The sequence below is a fragment of the Cupriavidus sp. FW305-3-2-15-C-LB2 genome, from assembly GCF_058787575.1.
This window is the reverse complement of the sequence record NZ_JBYSZW010000032.1, coordinates 41,348-56,226: the sequence shown is the minus strand read 5'-3', so window position 1 is coordinate 56,226 and position 14,879 is coordinate 41,348. Positions and strand designations below refer to the sequence as shown.

General features: G+C 68.2%; 14 protein-coding genes. 6 read left to right on the top strand and 8 right to left on the bottom strand.

Translation table 11 applies throughout. The features are described from left to right. Positions 1 to 82 precede the first annotated feature (82 nt). Entirely contained in the window at positions 83 to 664 is a 582-nt protein-coding gene (locus AC3WRR_RS21965) for a cysteine hydrolase family protein (protein ID WP_010814013.1), read from the top strand. A gap of 36 nt (positions 665 to 700) precedes the next feature. On the opposite strand, the gene AC3WRR_RS21960 is transcribed toward AC3WRR_RS21965, so the two are convergent. The 4 genes from AC3WRR_RS21960 to cysD all read right to left on the bottom strand — a co-directional run bounded on the left by AC3WRR_RS21960 (position 701) and on the right by cysD (position 5,515). Next, on the bottom strand, positions 701 to 1,141 hold the full coding sequence (locus AC3WRR_RS21960) for a nuclear transport factor 2 family protein (RefSeq protein ID WP_011616708.1): 441 nt from the start codon (positions 1,139 to 1,141) through the stop codon (positions 701 to 703). Positions 1,142 to 1,219: 78 nt separating this feature from the next. Further along, positions 1,220 to 2,359: a helix-turn-helix transcriptional regulator gene (locus AC3WRR_RS21955; RefSeq protein WP_011616709.1), complete on the bottom strand. Its 1,140-nt coding sequence runs from the start codon at positions 2,357 to 2,359 to the stop codon at positions 1,220 to 1,222. A 325-nt stretch (positions 2,360 to 2,684) separates the two neighbouring features. Further along, on the bottom strand, positions 2,685 to 4,619 hold the full coding sequence (cysN, locus tag AC3WRR_RS21950) for a sulfate adenylyltransferase subunit CysN (RefSeq protein WP_492298150.1): 1,935 nt from the start codon (positions 4,617 to 4,619) through the stop codon (positions 2,685 to 2,687). Beyond that, positions 4,619 to 5,515: a sulfate adenylyltransferase subunit CysD gene (cysD, locus tag AC3WRR_RS21945; RefSeq protein ID WP_010814009.1), complete on the bottom strand. Its 897-nt coding sequence runs from the start codon at positions 5,513 to 5,515 to the stop codon at positions 4,619 to 4,621. Before cysD ends, cysN begins: the two co-directional genes overlap by 1 nt. A 212-nt stretch (positions 5,516 to 5,727) precedes the next feature. Here cysD and AC3WRR_RS21940 point away from each other — a divergent pair, with 212 nt between their 5' ends. The 4 genes from AC3WRR_RS21940 to AC3WRR_RS21925 are packed head-to-tail and all read left to right on the top strand — an operon-like array spanning position 5,728 to position 9,842. Continuing rightward, positions 5,728 to 6,846 (top strand): DUF1214 domain-containing protein, encoded by a 1,119-nt coding sequence (locus AC3WRR_RS21940; RefSeq protein ID WP_492298148.1) that lies wholly within the window; start codon positions 5,728 to 5,730, stop codon positions 6,844 to 6,846. Then, positions 6,843 to 8,036 (top strand): sulfotransferase family protein, encoded by a 1,194-nt coding sequence (locus tag AC3WRR_RS21935; RefSeq protein ID WP_492298146.1) that lies wholly within the window; start codon positions 6,843 to 6,845, stop codon positions 8,034 to 8,036. The genes AC3WRR_RS21940 and AC3WRR_RS21935 overlap by 4 nt, the downstream gene beginning before the upstream one ends. A 33-nt stretch (positions 8,037 to 8,069) precedes the next feature. Beyond that, positions 8,070 to 8,861: an SDR family oxidoreductase gene (locus tag AC3WRR_RS21930; protein WP_439669741.1), complete on the top strand. Its 792-nt coding sequence runs from the start codon at positions 8,070 to 8,072 to the stop codon at positions 8,859 to 8,861. A 15-nt stretch (positions 8,862 to 8,876) separates the two neighbouring features. After that, a complete protein-coding gene (locus AC3WRR_RS21925) occupies positions 8,877 to 9,842 on the top strand; it encodes a hypothetical protein (protein WP_011616713.1) in 966 nt (321 codons plus the stop codon). Between the two features lie 4 nt (positions 9,843 to 9,846). Here AC3WRR_RS21925 and AC3WRR_RS21920 read toward each other — a convergent pair whose 3' ends face one another. The 3 genes from AC3WRR_RS21920 to AC3WRR_RS21910 are packed head-to-tail and all read right to left on the bottom strand — an operon-like array spanning position 9,847 to position 12,740. Further along, positions 9,847 to 10,944 carry a 3,4-dihydroxy-2-butanone-4-phosphate synthase gene (locus AC3WRR_RS21920; RefSeq protein WP_492298143.1) on the bottom strand — a complete coding sequence of 366 codons (1,098 nt, stop codon included), beginning with the start codon at positions 10,942 to 10,944 and terminating at the stop codon, positions 9,847 to 9,849. Beyond that, complete coding sequence (lipP1, locus tag AC3WRR_RS21915; protein ID WP_492298141.1) at positions 10,941 to 11,897, bottom strand: LipP1 family hormone-sensitive lipase; 957 nt, start codon at positions 11,895 to 11,897, stop codon at positions 10,941 to 10,943. Before lipP1 ends, AC3WRR_RS21920 begins: the two co-directional genes overlap by 4 nt. 33 nt (positions 11,898 to 11,930) lie before the next feature. Then, positions 11,931 to 12,740: an SDR family NAD(P)-dependent oxidoreductase gene (locus AC3WRR_RS21910; RefSeq protein ID WP_492298165.1), complete on the bottom strand. Its 810-nt coding sequence runs from the start codon at positions 12,738 to 12,740 to the stop codon at positions 11,931 to 11,933. A 402-nt stretch (positions 12,741 to 13,142) separates the two neighbouring features. Here AC3WRR_RS21910 and AC3WRR_RS21905 point away from each other — a divergent pair, with 402 nt between their 5' ends. Continuing rightward, the gene (locus tag AC3WRR_RS21905) at positions 13,143 to 14,327 is read left to right on the top strand and encodes a helix-turn-helix transcriptional regulator (RefSeq protein ID WP_058697821.1); all 1,185 of its coding nucleotides are present in this window, start codon (positions 13,143 to 13,145) and stop codon (positions 14,325 to 14,327) included. Between the two features lie 15 nt (positions 14,328 to 14,342). Here AC3WRR_RS21905 and AC3WRR_RS21900 read toward each other — a convergent pair whose 3' ends face one another. Then, positions 14,343 to 14,687, bottom strand: coding sequence for a VOC family protein (locus tag AC3WRR_RS21900; protein WP_010814000.1), 345 nt, complete (start codon positions 14,685 to 14,687; stop codon positions 14,343 to 14,345). Positions 14,688 to 14,879: the final 192 nt, after the last annotated feature.

Genomic DNA, 14,879 nt, shown 5'->3' with positions numbered 1-14,879 from the left:
CGGCCAACTTCCGTAGACGACCCAGAACGGCCAACCGATTGGTCGTGGTAGAGTCGACCATCATTTCTTATCGTGTAGCCTTATGTCGCCACCCGTTGAGATTCCGGCAATTGTTCCCGCGCAAACCGCGCTGGTGGTCATGCATTATCAGACCGACATCCTGGCGCTATTTCCCTCGGTCGCGCCCACTCTGCTCTCCAACACGCGCAAGCTGTGTGACGCCGCGCGGGCCAGGGGCGTCAGCGTTTATTTTGCCAAGATCCACTTTGCTCCAGGCTATCCGGAAGTCAGTCCGTTGAACCGGAACGGGCAGGGAATCAAGCAGCTTGGTCTTTTCGTCGACGACCAGATCTCGCCGGAACTCGGCCAGCAGGCCACCGAGCCGCTGATCATCGCGCATCGCGCCAGCGTGTTCTTTGGTACTGACCTGCAGGTACGGCTTTCCGCGCAGGGTATCGATACCCTGCTCATGGTGGGCATTGCTTCGACCGGTGTGGTGCTGTCGTCGGTCGCCTATGCGAGCGATGCGGACTTCCGGCTATTCACGGTCAAGGATTGCTGCTACGACCCGGATCAGGTCGTGCACGACCATCTCTTTTCAACGGCGTTCGATTCGCGCACAACGGTGCTTTCGCTCGCTGATGCCTTGCGCTTGCTTGCCTAGCATTTCGACCTGCCAGGAGTGCCGCCGCGCCATCTCTCAGGCAGACGGGAAGAGCAGATGATCGGTCAGGTTGCCCTTCAGATCGAGCATCGAATAATTCCGGCGGCTGAAGCGCCAGCGTCCGTCGACCTTTTCGAAGGCGTCATGATAGCGACCGGCCGCAATCACCTGCAGCGCGATTCGGTCGGATGCCTGAAGGACCGTGTAGTACGATCTGACGGTAGCTGTCAGCTTGCCCGAAGCAATCTCAATGATCGGATTGCTGATGACATGCCGGGTTCTGGGCGTTCCATCCGCATGCAATTTCACATAGGCTTGCCAGAGCTTGAGCATGGCCTCGGAACCTCGCAGCACTGCATCTCCGGTGTCGATCTCTGCATGCTCGAACAGTGCGGCGACCCCAGGCAGATCGCCGGCGTCCATGCGCTCGGCATAGATGTAGAGGAGATTGGCAAGCTGCACGGCATCCTCGGTCATCGACTCGTCTCCGGTGGTTTGCGAGGATTAAAGCAGTCCGGCGCTACTCCGGCATCGTCCGCTTGGAGTACGAAGCCCTTACCCCATCCCCACCACACTGGACAGCAACATCTTCACCAGCAGCGCCTGCCGCGTCGCCCCGGTCTTGGCAAAGATGCCCCGCAGGTGCGCCCGTGCCGTGTTCTTCTTGATGCCGAGCCGCATCGCGGCTTCGTCCAGCGTCAGCCCGTCGACCATCAGCAAAGCCAGTTCGATCTCGGTCGGGGTCAGGTGGAACAGCTTGCGCAGGTTGGCGTGGGTGTTGCGCGGCGATCCCGCCGGGTCGCGGATGAACACCGCCACCGCGGGTCGGCGCGACTTGTCTTCGCTGCGATAGCTGAGCGGGATCGGCCGCACCAGCACGCTCAGGGGCGTGGGCGCGGCGGGCCGGCTCAGCGTGGTGACTTCGCTGCGCGGTGCGGCCAGCGCGTGGGCCTGGGCCGCGCCTTCCAGGATCTTGCGGAACCTGCGGTTTTCCACCGGGCAGTGCGCGTGCAGCGCGCCGTCTGACAGGTAGAGGCCGTCGCGCGCCTGCAGCAGGCGGCCGGCGACGTCGTTGGTCCGGATGGTCCTGCCGTGTTCGTCCAGGATCACCGTGCCGACCTGCAGCCGGTCGACGGCATCCGCGTACAGGGACCGTTCGGATGCAAGCACGTCGAGCGCGGCATGCAGGTCCACTGCGCGCTTCAGGTGCGGCAGCAGGCCGTGCAGCAGTGCCTTGTCGGCCTCGCCGAAGTCCTGTCCCGCGTGGACGCGGCTGATGAACAGCGCGCATTCCACGCCGTCGGGCGTGACCAGGTTGGCCGCCAGGATATAGCGCAGGCCCAGCGGTTGAAGGTATTGCGTGTAGAAGGGGTGTGCCAGCCAGCCGGCTTCGCCGAACAGTTCGTCGGCGCTGAAGAGCCGGTCCGGGTGCAGGTCCAGGAAGGGGCACAGCGCGTAGTACTGCTCGCTGTACGAGGGCTCGCCCGGCAGGTGCGGGCCGTAGTCGGAGGCATTGACGATCAGGCCCGGCCGGTCGGTGGCAGGGTGGCGCAGCACCAGCGTGACGAAGGCGGCGCCCAGGCGCTGGCGCACGCTTTCCAGGAAGCCGGCCCAGGGCATGGCTTCGGTCGGGCCCTGGTAGAGCTGGGCGAGCAGGGCGCTCAGCTCGGCGGCGGGCAGGGGGGCTGGCAGCATGATGGCGGTCCGTCGGGTCGTGGCAACAGTCAAAAGCGCGAATCTCGCCCCTGATTGCTGACAAAACCCGCATGCCGCGGGTTTGCTCCCCTCTCCCGCTTGCGGGAGAGGGGCCGGGGGAGAGGGCAGGCATTGGCAGTATCGACAGCCTGCACTTCGTCGACACACCGGCCCTCTCCCCAACCCTCTCCCGCAAGCGGGAGAGGGAGCACACAACTGGTCATTCAGACTCAATGGCACTTGGCAAGCTTGTCAGCACTCCGAGACGCAAATCCCGCCGTTCCCATCGTACCGACCCCGTCCGTCGCCTCATCGTCCGTTCGGCCTAGGGCTTCTCCCGCAGCCACGCCACGATCCGCTCCGCCGCCTGCTCCGCGGTGTCGGCGGTAGTGTCGATGCGGATCTCGGGCCGCTCGGGCGGCTGGTACGGCGAATCGATGCCGGTGAAGTTCTTCAGCTCGCCGCGCCGCGCCTTGCGGTACAGGCCCTTGGGGTCGCGTTGCTCGGCCACCGCCAGCGGCGTGTCAATGAAGACTTCGACGAAATCGCCGTCGCCGGCGAGCGCGCGGGCCATCTCGCGTTCCGAGCGGAACGGCGAGATAAAGGACACCAGCACGATCAGGCCCGCATCGAGCATCAGCCTTGCCACTTCCGCCACGCGCCGGATGTTCTCGACGCGGTCGGCCTCGGCGAAGCCCAGGTCCTTGTTCAGGCCGTGGCGCACGTTGTCGCCGTCGAGCAGGTAGGTGTGGTGGCCCAGCGCGTGCAGGCGCTTTTCCACCAGGTTGGCGATGGTGGACTTGCCCGCGCCGGAGAGCCCGGTGAACCAGACGATGCGCGGCGACTGGTGCTTGAGCGCGGCATGGGCGCGGCGGTCCACGTCGATGGCCTGCCAGTGCACGTTCTGCGCCCGGCGCAGCGCAAAGTGCAGCATGCCGGCGCCGACCGTGTTGTTGCTGAGACGGTCGATGATGATGAAGCCGCCCAGCTCGCGGTTGCGCGCGTAGGGATCGAAGGCCACCGGCTGGTCCAGGTGCAGGTTGCACACGCCGATCTCGTTCAGCTCCAGCGTGCGCGCGGCCAGGTGTTCGAGCGTGTTGACATTGACCTTGTACTTGGGCTGCGCCACGGTCACGCCCACGGTGCGCGTGCCGAGCTTGAGCAGGTAGGGGCGCCCGGGCAGCATGGCGTCCTCGTTCATCCACACCAGCGTGGCCTCGAACTGGTCGGCCACTGCCGGCGGGTCTTGCGGGCAGGCCAGCACGTCGCCGCGGCTGATGTCGATCTCGTCCTCCAGCGTCAGCGTCACCGCCTGGCCGCGCATGGCGTGCTCGCACGCGCCGGCGGCGCCGACGATGCCGGCCACGCGGCTCTCGCGGCCCGAGGGCAGCGCGCGCACGCGGTCGCCACGGCGGATCTCGCCGGCGCTGACGGTGCCGGCAAAGCCGCGGAAGTCCAGGTTGGGCCGGTTGACCCACTGCACCGGCAACCGGAACGGTTCGCCTTGCACGGGCGCGTTGTCGATCGGCACGTTCTCCAGGTGGGCCATCAGCGTCGGGCCGTGGTACCACGGGGTATTGGCGCTGGGCTCGGTGATGTTGTCGCCGCGCAGGGCCGACATCGGAATGCAGGTGATATCGGTCAGGCCGATCTGCCGGGCGAACTCCCGGTACTCGTTCTCGATGCGCGTATGGACCTCGCGCGAGTAGTCGACCATGTCCAGCTTGTTGACGGCCAGCACCACACGGCGAATGCCAAGCGTGGCCACCAGGTAGCTGTGGCGGCGCGTCTGGGTCTGCACGCCGCGGCGCGCATCCACCAGCAGGATGGCCAGGTCGGCGGTGGAGGCCCCGGTGACCATGTTGCGCGTGTACTGTTCGTGCCCGGGCGTGTCGGCGACGATGAACTTGCGCTTGTCGGTGGCGAAGAAGCGGTAGGCCACGTCGATGGTGATGCCTTGTTCGCGCTCCGCGGCCAGGCCGTCCACCAGCAGCGCGAAGTCGAGGTTCTCGCCCTGCGTGCCCATTTTCTTCGAGTCGGCCTCCAGCTGGGCGAGCTGGTCTTCGAACAGCATCTTGGATTCATACAGCAGCCGGCCGATCAGCGTGCTCTTGCCGTCGTCGACGCTGCCGCAGGTGATAAAGCGCAGCAGGCTCTTGTTTTGCTGGGCGCGCAGGTAGTGGGCGATCTCGCCCGAGGTGCCGGTGGCTTGCGCGGCGTCCTGCGCAAGCGCGGGCGCGGTGTCGATCAGGGTTTCCATCAGAAGTATCCCTCCTGCTTCTTTTTTTCCATCGATCCGGCCGAGTCGCTGTCGATCAGCCGTCCCTGGCGCTCCGAGGTGGTTGCCAGCAGCATTTCCTGGATGATGCCGCCGAGGGTGTCGGCCTCGCTCTCGATCGCGCCGGTGAGCGGGTAGCAGCCCAGCGTGCGGAAGCGCACCTTGCGCAGCTGCGGCGTTTCTCCGGGGCGCAGCGGCAGGCGCTCGTCGTCGACCATGATCAGCGTGCCGTCGCGTTCCACCACCGGGCGCTCCTTGGCGTAGTAGAGCGGCACGATGGGGATGTCGTTCAGGTAGATGTATTGCCAGATGTCCAGCTCGGTCCAGTTGGACAGCGGGAACACGCGCAGGCTTTCGCCCTTGCGCTTGCGGGTGTTGTACTGGCGCCAGAGCTCGGGGCGCTGCATCTTCGGGTCCCAGCGGTGCTGGGCGGTGCGTACCGAGAACACGCGCTCCTTGGCGCGGGACTTTTCCTCGTCGCGGCGCGCGCCGCCGAAGGCGGCGTCAAAGCCGTAGTGGTCCAGCGCCTGCTTCAGGCCCTGGGTCTTCCACACGTCGGTATGGACGGCGGAGCCGTGCTCGTGCGGGCTGATATTGCGCGCCAGCCCTTCAGGGTTGACATGCACGCGCAGGTCCAGGCCAAGCCGCGCGGCGGTCTGGTCGCGGAACGCGATCATCTCGCCGAACTTCCATGTGGTATCGACATGCAGCAGCGGGAACGGCGGCCGCGCGGGATGGAAGGCCTTCATGGCAAGGTGCAGCATCACGGCGCTGTCCTTGCCGATGGAATAGAGCATGACGGGGTTTTCGCATTCCGCCACCACCTCCCGCATGATGTGGATGCTCTCCGCCTCCAGTTGCTCCAGGTGGGTCAACATCGGGATCTCCTCTTGGTTTGCCGGCGCCGTGCAGGGATGTCGCGGCGGTCTGGCATGGGCACAAGGTAGCGAGCCGGGGCCCTTCGCCACTTCGTCCGGGCGGACTAAGAAATCGCGGGACGCGGCGCGCATTTCCTAGTCCACCCGGACGAGGCTGGGGCGGCCCCGCGCTCGGTATCGTTGCTTCGCTGACGAACCACGGGAGCAGGCAGATGGCGAACTCCGCCGAAGAACAATTGCTGAGCGGCCAGACCTGGGCCGAGTTTTGCGAGGTGCTCAAGCGCAGCGGGCAGCAGATCCTGCGCCCGGAGGCCCCCTCGGACGCGCTCACGCGCGCCGAGGGCTTCCGCTACCTGAGCCGCCTGCTGCGCATTGCGCTGGAGATGCATGTGGAATTTGCCGATCCGGCGTTTCCCGGCTTCTTCTCGCCGTCGCACGAAACCGCCAAGATCGGCGCGGACAATCCGGACAACCTGTACCGATACGCACGCCTGGACGGCAGTGCCGAGTACCGCATCCGCGGCCGGCGCGGCACGGTGGCGTACCTGAGTTTCGGCACGCAGAAGGGCGGCTATGAAACCGACGGGCGCATGGTCCAGACCGGCTTTCTCGACAGCAACAAGCTGGCAGTGGCGGCCGATGGCAGTTTCGAGATCGCCCTCAGCGCGCGCCAGCACGAAGGCAACTGGGTGCGCATGGAGCCGGGCACCAACGCGCTGGTGGTGCGGCAGACCTTTATGGACCGCAAGGCCGAGACCCCGGCCGAACTGCACATCGAGCGCCTCAATGGCAGCGACAAGCCGCCAGTGCTCGACGCTGAACGCCTGCATGGCGGCCTGCTGCGCGCCGCTGGCTTTGTCGAGGGGACCGCGCGCATCTTCGCCGACTGGGCCCAGGGCTATGGCGGCCATGTCAATACGCTGCCGCCCGCCGACCAGGCCGTATGCCAGGCGGCCGGCGGCGATCCCAACATCTTCTACTACCACTCCTGCTGGGCGCTGGCGGACGACGAGGCGCTGGTGGTCGAGGTGGACCGGGTGCCGGCCTGCGATTTCTGGAATTTCCAGATCAACAACTACTGGATGGAGTCGCTCGACTACCGCTACCACGACATCTGCCTGAACAAGCACAGTGCCCGGCTGGATGCCAACGGCGGCGTCACCGTCGTCCTCAGCGCGCGCGATCCGGGCCTGCCCAACTGGCTGGAAGCCGCGGGCCACCGCAACGGCACCATGTGCTGGCGCTGGGTGGGGGCGGCGCAGCCGGTGCATCCGCGCACGCGCGTGGTCAAGCTTGAATCGCTCAGGAATGAATGCAGGGAGAACGCATGAACACCATCGCATCCGACCACACCGCAGTGCTTGACGTGGAGCGACTGCTGGCACAGGCCAGCGCACAGGCCGGCGGACTGACTGACTTTGGCCCGGGCGATTACCGCGAGGCGCTGGCGGTGCTGTCCGACTCGCTTGCGCGCGAAGCCGGGCTGTCGCCGCAGGGCGCGCAGATGCTGCAAGGCAAGCTGCAGGCGCAACTGGTGAACCGGCTGGTGATCCAGGACTACTGCCGGCGCCATCCCGAAATCCTGGAAGAGCGCGTCGACGATCCGCTGGTGATCGTCGGCCTGCCGCGCACCGGCACCACGCTGCTGCAGCGCATGCTGGCCACGGACGCGCGCTTCCACTCGGCGGCGTGGTGGGAAACGCGCTACCCGGCGCCGCTGCCCGGCGAGGACGTGCGCGATGCCGGCCGGCGCATCGGGCTGGCGCGCGAGGAGGTGGCGCAGATGATCCGCTTTATCCCGGACATCCTCGCCATCCATCCGCTCGACGCGATGGCGGCCGATGAGGAATTCATGCTGATGGAGCATTCCTTCCTGTGCGCGATGGATTCCTACGCCAACGTGCCGTCCTATACCGACTGGCTGGCGCGCCAGGACCACACCCAGGTCTATGCCTACCTGAAGACCATGCTGCAGTTCCTGCAGTGGCAGAAGCGGCAGCGCGGCGAGCCGCCGGCGCAGCGGTGGGTGCTGAAGACGCCGCAGCACCTGCATACGCTGGAAATCCTGTTCCGGGTCTTCCCCGGCGCGCAGGTCGTGCTGACCCATCGCGACCCCGCCCAGACCATTCCGTCGATGGCCAGCATGGCGCATACGCTGTGGAAGCTGTACGCCGACGCGCCCGATGCCGCCACGGTGGGGCGGCAGTGGAGCGGGCAGATGCAGCGCGCCACCGCCCATGCCATGACGGTGCGCGACGGGCTGCCTGCCGATTGCTTCCTCGACGTGCGTTTCGAGGATACCGTGCGCGATCCCTTCGGCGTGGCGCAGGCGGTCTACCGCTTTGCCGGCATGCCGCTGACCGAGTCCGCGCGCGCCGGCATGTGGGTATGGATGGAGGGCAACCCGCGCAACCAGCGCGCGGCGCACGCCTATACGCTGGAGCAGTTCGGACTGAGCCAGGAACAACTGGAACGCGATTTCGCCGGCTACCGCGCACGGCACATCCTGAAGCAAAACTAAGACAGCGCACTGCGCATCACAGGAGACAACACCATGCTGTTGAAAGACAAGGTCGTCATCGTGTCGGGAATCGGTCCCGGGCTGGGCGTCAAGCTGGCCGTTGAGGCGGCGCGCGAAGGCGCCCGCGCCGTTGCCATCGCCGCGCGCACCGCGGCGAAGCTGGACGACGCCCAAGCCCGCATCGATGCACTAGGCGCCGACTGCGAAGTGCTCAAGGTGGTGACCGACATCACCGACCGGGCCCAGTCCCGGCACCTGGCCGGCGAGACCATGCGCCGCTTCGGCCGCATCGATGCGCTGGTCAACAGCGCCTTCCAGCATGGCAACTTCCCCGAGCCGGTGGAAGCGGCCGACCTGGATGTCTGGCGCCAGGTGTTCGACACTAACGTGTTCGGCACCATGACGCTGACGCAGGAAGTGGCGGCGCTGATGAAGCCGCAGGGCGGCGGCGCCATTGTCATGATCAACACCCAGGCCACGCGCAAGCCGATGCCCGGCGAATCCGGCTACGCGGCGTCCAAGGGCGCGCTGGCGGTGGCGGTCAAGTACCTGGCGCGCGAACTGGGCCCGCATGGCATCCGCGCCAACAGCATCTTCATGGGCTGGATGTGGGGCGAGCCGGTGCAGGGCTATGTGCGCCACGCCGCGGCCGAGCAGGGCGTGAGCGAGGACACCGTGATCGCGCCGGTGACCGCGCAGATTGCGCTGGGCCGCATGCCGACCGACGACGACTGCGCGCGCGCTGCGCTGTTTCTCGTGTCAGACTACGCCAGGGCCATCACCGGCGCTTCGCTCGATGCCAACGGCGGCGATTTCATGCCCTGAGTCCTGACCACACCAATGACACGCTACTTTGCCTTCAACGGCGACGCCGACGGCCTGTGCGCCCTGCAGCAGCTGCGCCTGGCGCAGCCCGGCGACGCCACGCTGGTCACCGGCGTCAAGCGCGATATCCGGCTGCTCGAGCGCATCGACGCCGGGCCCGGCGATACCGTGACCGCGCTGGACATCTCGCTGGAGCAGAACCGCGATGGCCTGATGCGGCTGCTCGGCGCCGGTGCGCGGGTGGACTACTTCGACCACCACCATGCCGGCGAACTGCCCGGGCATGCCGGCCTGTGCGCGCATATCGACGAGGGGCCGGAGGTCTGCACCAGCCTCCTGGTCGACCGCCACCTGGACGGCTGCCACCGGCGCTGGGCGATCACCGCCGCGTTCGGCGACAACCTGGGCAGCGTGGCGCGCGCGCTGGCGGCGCAGGCCGGGCTGGGCGAGCGCGAAACCGCGGTGCTGGAACAGCTGGGCACGTGCCTGAACTACAACGCCTATGGCGAGTGCGTGGCGGACCTGCATTTCGATCCCGCCGAGCTGGCGCGGCACATGCTGCCGTTTGCCGACCCGCTGGCGTTCGCCGCGCAATGCGGGGCCTATGCGGTGCTGTGCGACGGCTATGCGGACGACATGGCCCGCGCGCGCTGCCTGGCGCCCGCGCACGAAGTGCCCGGCGCCGCGCTGCTGGTGCTGCCTGACGCGCCGTGGGCCCGGCGCGCGATCGGCGTGCTGGCCAATGAACTGGTGCGCGGGCGGCCCGGCGACGCCATCGGCCTGCTCTCGCCGAAGTCCGGCGGCGGCTTTGCCGTCAGCGTGCGGGTGCCCGCCCACAGTCCCACCGGGGCGGCCGATTTCTGCCGCGGCTTCGAGACCGGCGGCGGCCGGCGCCTGGCAGGCGGCATCAACCACCTGCCGGACGCCGAAGTGGAGCGCTTCACGCGCTGCTTTGCAGATTGCTTCGGTCCCCGTTCCTGATAATTCAGCACGGCGGCACGAACTCGGTGACCTCCAGGTCGAAGCCGGTGACGGCGCGATACGGCACCGGGTGGCTGAGCAGGCGCAGCCTGTGCGCCCCCACATCGCGCAGGATCTGCGCCCCGACCCCCAGCGCGCGTTGCGCGAAGGCCGGCGCCGGCGTGGCGGCGGCCGGCGCTGCCAGCCGCTCCAGCCGCTGCTGCGGCGATTCGCGCTCATCCAGCAGCACCACCACCCCACAACCTTCGGCGCCGATGCGGGCGAGCGAGCGCTCCAGGTTCCAGGCGGGCAGGGCCGGCGCGCCGAAGCCGAGCACGTCGCGCTGCATTTCCACTGCCTGCACGCGCGTCAGCACCGGGCGCTGCGGGTCGGGCTGACCCAGCACCAGCGCCAGATGGAGCGCATCGACCGGCGCGTCATGGTAGGCGTGCACGGTGAAGCATCCATAGGGCGTAGCCAGTTCCGTCGAATGCGTGCGGCACAGTGCGCTTTCGGTCAGCAGCCGGTGGTGGATCAGCCCGCTGATCGAAACCGCCGGCAGGCCGTGGTGCCGCGCGAAGGCCAGCAGGGCGGGGCCGCGCAGCAGGTCGCCGTCGTCATCGAGCAGCATCGCGTAGGCGCCGGCGGCCACGCGCCCGGCCAGCGCCGGCAGGTCGGAGCAGGCCTCGGCAAAGCCCGCGCGGCGCAGCACGCCGTCGGGCTGGGCCACCACCGGGAAGATGTGGCCGGGCTGGACCAGGTCATGCGGCTGCGCGCGCGCTGCCGCCGCCACGCGCAGCGTGAGCGCGCGGTCGGCGGCGGAGATGCCGGTGCTGACGCCGCTGGCCGCTTCGATCGACACCGTGTAGCGCTCGCGCTGGCGGTGGTTCGCGGCCATCGGCGGCAGCTGCAGCAGCGCGCGGCGCGCCTCGGTGATTGCCATGCAGACCAGGCCGCGCGCCTCGGCGGCCATGAAGTTGACATCGGCCTCGCTGGCGCGCTCGGCGGCAACCAGGACGCAGCCGGTGGCCTCGTCGGTCTCGTCCTCGATCACCAGCACACGCTGGCCCGCGGCCAGTGCCGCGAGCACGTCGGCCATCGGCGGCAGTGTGGTGGCGCTCATGCTGCCTCCTGCCGGCTGGTACTGCCGAAGGCCTGGCGCAGCGATGCCGCGGCCGCATCCAGTGCATCGCTGGCGGCATCGATCATCCCCTGCATGCTGATAAAGCCGTGAAACTGGCCGGGCCAGCGGCGCACGGTGGCGCTGCCGCCCGCGCGCTGCAGGGCCTCGCCATAGGCCTCGCCCTGGTCGCGCAGCGGGTCGTATTCGGCGGTGATGATGGTGGCTGGCGGCAGGCCGTGCAGCTCGCGCTGGTGCAGCGGGCTGGCGCGCACATCGGTGGCGTCCGCCGGGTTGGCCAGGTACTGGGCGCGATACCAGTCCAGTTCCGCGGCACTGAGGAAGTAGTCCTGCGCGCATTCGCGGTAGCTGGCGCTGGCGGCCGTGGCGTCGCTGCAGTCCAGGTAGGGGTAGAGCAGCAGCTGGTGCCGCAGCGCGATGGCGCCGCCGCGCAGCTGCTGGCAGGCAACGGCGGCAAGGTTGCCGCCGGCGCTGTCGCCGGCCACGGCAAGGCGGGCCGGGTCGGCGCCCAGTTGCGCCGCATGCGCGGCGGCCCAGCGCACGGCCGCGACGGCGTCGTCGGCCGCGGCCGGGAAGCGTGCCTCCGGCGCGAGCCGGTAGTCGACCGACAGCACCAGCGCGCCGCTGCGGCGCGCCAGGCCGCGGCAGATGTTGTCGTGCGAATCGAGGCCGCAGAGGACAAAGCCGCCGCCATGGAAATAGACCACGAGCGGCAGTGCGGTGCCGTCGTCGGGCCGGTACAGGCGGGCCTTCAGCGGGCCTGCGGCGCCATCGATGGTGAGGTCTTGCTGCGCGGCGACGGTGTCGCCGGGCGCGAACGCGGGCATGGCAGCCAGCGCGGCACGGTAGTCGGCCGCGCGCAGCGCGGAAAAGTCGGGGCTGGGCATGGCGGCCATGGCTTCAAGCACGGCGCGGGCCTGGGGATCGAGCGGCATGGGGTCTCCTGGATTGCGGTGGGGAAATCGGTGTCAGAGCGCGAACGCCGGCGCGGTGCCGGCGGCAATGCCTTGCGCGCGCGCAAGCGCCGCATGCACGGCCTGCTCGTGCGGCAGGATCCAGAACTGGCCGGCCGAGACCCCGTCCAGGATGAAGCGCGCGACCGCGTCCGGCGTGATGCCGGCGGCAATGCCGCTGCGCAGCGCGCCGTTCATCTGGTCCACCTCCTGCGCGCCGCCGCCGTCGAGGCCGGCAGCGATGCCGGTGGCCACCGGACCGGGGCAGACCACGGACACGCCCAGCGGCAGGCCCGCGGCCTGCAGCTCCAGCGCGAGCCCTTCGGTGAGCGCCACCACCGCTTGCTTGGACAGCGTGTAGGGAGCCAGCCAGGGCCCCACGGCGAGGCCGGCCATCGAGGCCACGTTGACGATATGGCCGGCGCCTTGTGCCGCCATGCGCGGCACGAAGCAGCGCAGCGCGTGCAGCACGCTCCACAGGTTGACGCGCATCACGTGGTCGAACACTTCCGGCGGCAGCTCCCAGCAGCGGCCGGTGACGAGCACGCCGGCGTTGTTGACCAGCAGGTCGACGCGGCCCAGGCGCAGGAAGCTCTCTTCACATAGGTGCTCGATCTGCCGCGCGTCGCAGACATCGGTGGGCACGGCGATGACGTTCGCCCCCTGGCCGGCAAGCGCCTCGCGCACCGCTTCAAGCGCGCCGGCGTCGATATCGGCCAGCGCCAGCGCGTAGCCTTGCGCTGCCAGCGCCTGCGCGAGCGCGCGGCCGATGCCGTTGGCCGCTCCGGTGATCACTGCGGCCTGCTGCCGCGGGTTTGCCGCCATGGTCATGGTTCTCCGTGAAAAGAAGGCGGCGGGGATCGCCGCGCATGGCTGACTTGTAGCGGCAGCGCGGCGGCACGGCATCGTCTGTTTGGGTAGGACAGGGGGGCATCACACGGCGTGTAGGGGTTTGCCCTTGAACGGCCGGGATGGGTCTGTCCTTAGTCTGTTTGGAGTATGTGTTCGGCCCGCCGGCGCGTGAGGATTGGCCTGTCCCGCAGGACTAGTCCGGCCAGCGTGTGCAGCCGGTCTTGCCTAGGGCAAACCACGAAGGCGGGGGCAAGCCGCGACCCCTTTGCCGTCCCTATAATCAGGGCACAAAAAAGGGCCACAGAGCCCGTAGCAGGCCAGCGCCGACCCGGCACGCCCGAAGCGCTGCGCACGCCACAATGGAGACAGAGGAAAATGCTGATGGAGGTTAGCCAGAACCAGGCGGCCGTACACCTGTTCGCGCAGGCGACGGTGTCGCTGTCGGAGTTCAGCACATTGCTGGGCAATATCTACCAGGGCCCGATGGAGCAGGTGCCCTGGGGCAAGGCACTGGAACAGATCCGCCGCCAGCTCAATGCCAACTATTGCACCCTGATCCTGCGCTCGCCGGCCACGGACCGGCCCGGGCTGATGATCAATGCGTCCGAGCATGGCTCGACCTTGCCGGGCGAGACCTCCTACAACAACTACTACTACGCGCTCGACCCGTTCATCGGCCTGCCGTCGGACCGGGTGGTGACCATCGATGAGCATCTCGGGCCCGGCGCCTGGTGCCAGAGCGAGCTCTACCAGCAGTTCCTCAAGGACATCGGCATCCGCTACATCCTTGGCGCGGACCTGCGTACCGATGACGGCGTCGAATGCCGCTTCCGCGTGTGCCGCGAGCATGACGGACGCGACTTCTCCGCCGCGGACAAGGCGCTGTGCACCGCGCTGCTGCCGCACCTGAAGCGCGCGGTGGACCTGCACTCGCGCATCGACGTGGTTGAATCCGAGCGCACCGTCTATGCCAGCGCCATTGACCGCATGCTGGTCGGGATGGTGATCCTGGACGAGTCCGGCACCATCATCAAGACCAATGCCGCCGCCGATGAAATCCTGGGCGCCAAGGATGGCATCCGTGTCGCCAAAGGCAGCCTGGACGTGGAATACGGCCAGGAGAACCGCAAGTTCCAGCGCCTGCTGCGCCAGGCCATGATGGGCCATCTCGGCACCACGCCGGCGCTGATGGAAGCGATGTCGATCACGCGCCCGTCCGGCAGCGCCAGGCTGGGCGTGCTGATCCGCACCATCCCGCTCAGCGAGTGGTCCGAGGACAACCGCAAGCGCCCCGCCTGCGTGGTGTTCATCCGCGACCCCGAGCGGCGCTCGCAGGCCTCGCACGAGGTCGTGCGCCAGCTGTTCGACTTCACCCCGGCGGAGACGCAGCTGGCGCTGCAGCTGGCCAACGGGCTCACGCTCGATGAGGCTGCGGACGAGCTCGGCATCAGCAAGAACACGGCGCGCGCGCACCTGCGCGCGATCTTCTCCAAGACCGGCGTGACCCGGCAGGCCACGCTGGTGCGCATGCTGCTGAGCAGCGTGATTTCTCTCGGCTAAACCACGTAACGCACGTCAGGGCTTTGCGCTGAGCACCAGCGCAAAGCCTTCCGGCGTTTCCAGCACCGCGCGCGTCTCATGCGGCCCCTGCGCCGCGGGCAGCGTCACGCCGGCACCGGCACCCACCAGCCGCGCCATTGCCGCGGCGATATCGTCACCCTCATCCACCTTGAAGGCCAGCGCGGGCTGGTCCACCAGGCGTTCCTCGCCGGCCACCAGCGCCAGCGTCAGCGCGCCCGCGTCGAGCGCGCAATAGCGGTTTCCGTCGCGAAACTTCACCGGTAGTCCGAGTCCTTCCGTGAAGAACGGCAGCGCGGTGTCGATGTCCGCGACGGGGTAAAGCAGCAGCCTGGCTTGCATGATGTCCTGATCCTCCTGGTGAAAGCGGGCGTGATGCCCGCGGCCAATGATAGGGATGCTCCATGTCCTGTTCATAATCCAATCAGACGATGTTGCAACGCCTTGCGCCGACCACACTGCGATCACACAGGCCGTTTCGGGCCGGTGGCGCGGCAACGGGCGGCGCCCCGGCGGCGGTCCTGAACCATCAAT

Bases quoted from the DNA above. Each gene is read 5' to 3' on its own strand.
- AC3WRR_RS21940 (WP_492298148.1), top strand. From the start codon at position 5,728: ATGGCGAACTCCGCCGAAGAACAATTGCTGAGCGGCCAGACCTGGGCC.
- AC3WRR_RS21900 (WP_010814000.1), bottom strand. From the start codon at position 14,687: ATGCAAGCCAGGCTGCTGCTTTACCCCGTCGCGGACATCGACACCGCG.
- AC3WRR_RS21930 (WP_439669741.1), top strand. From the start codon at position 8,070: ATGCTGTTGAAAGACAAGGTCGTCATCGTGTCGGGAATCGGTCCCGGG.
- cysD (WP_010814009.1), bottom strand. From the start codon at position 5,515: ATGTTGACCCACCTGGAGCAACTGGAGGCGGAGAGCATCCACATCATG.
- AC3WRR_RS21905 (WP_058697821.1), top strand. From the start codon at position 13,143: ATGCTGATGGAGGTTAGCCAGAACCAGGCGGCCGTACACCTGTTCGCG.
- AC3WRR_RS21935 (WP_492298146.1), top strand. From the start codon at position 6,843: ATGAACACCATCGCATCCGACCACACCGCAGTGCTTGACGTGGAGCGA.
- AC3WRR_RS21960 (WP_011616708.1), bottom strand. From the start codon at position 1,141: ATGACCGAGGATGCCGTGCAGCTTGCCAATCTCCTCTACATCTATGCC.
- AC3WRR_RS21920 (WP_492298143.1), bottom strand. From the start codon at position 10,944: ATGAGCGCCACCACACTGCCGCCGATGGCCGACGTGCTCGCGGCACTG.
- AC3WRR_RS21965 (WP_010814013.1), top strand. From the start codon at position 83: ATGTCGCCACCCGTTGAGATTCCGGCAATTGTTCCCGCGCAAACCGCG.
- AC3WRR_RS21955 (WP_011616709.1), bottom strand. From the start codon at position 2,359: ATGCTGCCAGCCCCCCTGCCCGCCGCCGAGCTGAGCGCCCTGCTCGCC.
- cysN (WP_492298150.1), bottom strand. From the start codon at position 4,619: ATGGAAACCCTGATCGACACCGCGCCCGCGCTTGCGCAGGACGCCGCG.
- AC3WRR_RS21925 (WP_011616713.1), top strand. From the start codon at position 8,877: ATGACACGCTACTTTGCCTTCAACGGCGACGCCGACGGCCTGTGCGCC.
- lipP1 (WP_492298141.1), bottom strand. From the start codon at position 11,897: ATGCCGCTCGATCCCCAGGCCCGCGCCGTGCTTGAAGCCATGGCCGCC.
- AC3WRR_RS21910 (WP_492298165.1), bottom strand. From the start codon at position 12,740: ATGGCGGCAAACCCGCGGCAGCAGGCCGCAGTGATCACCGGAGCGGCC.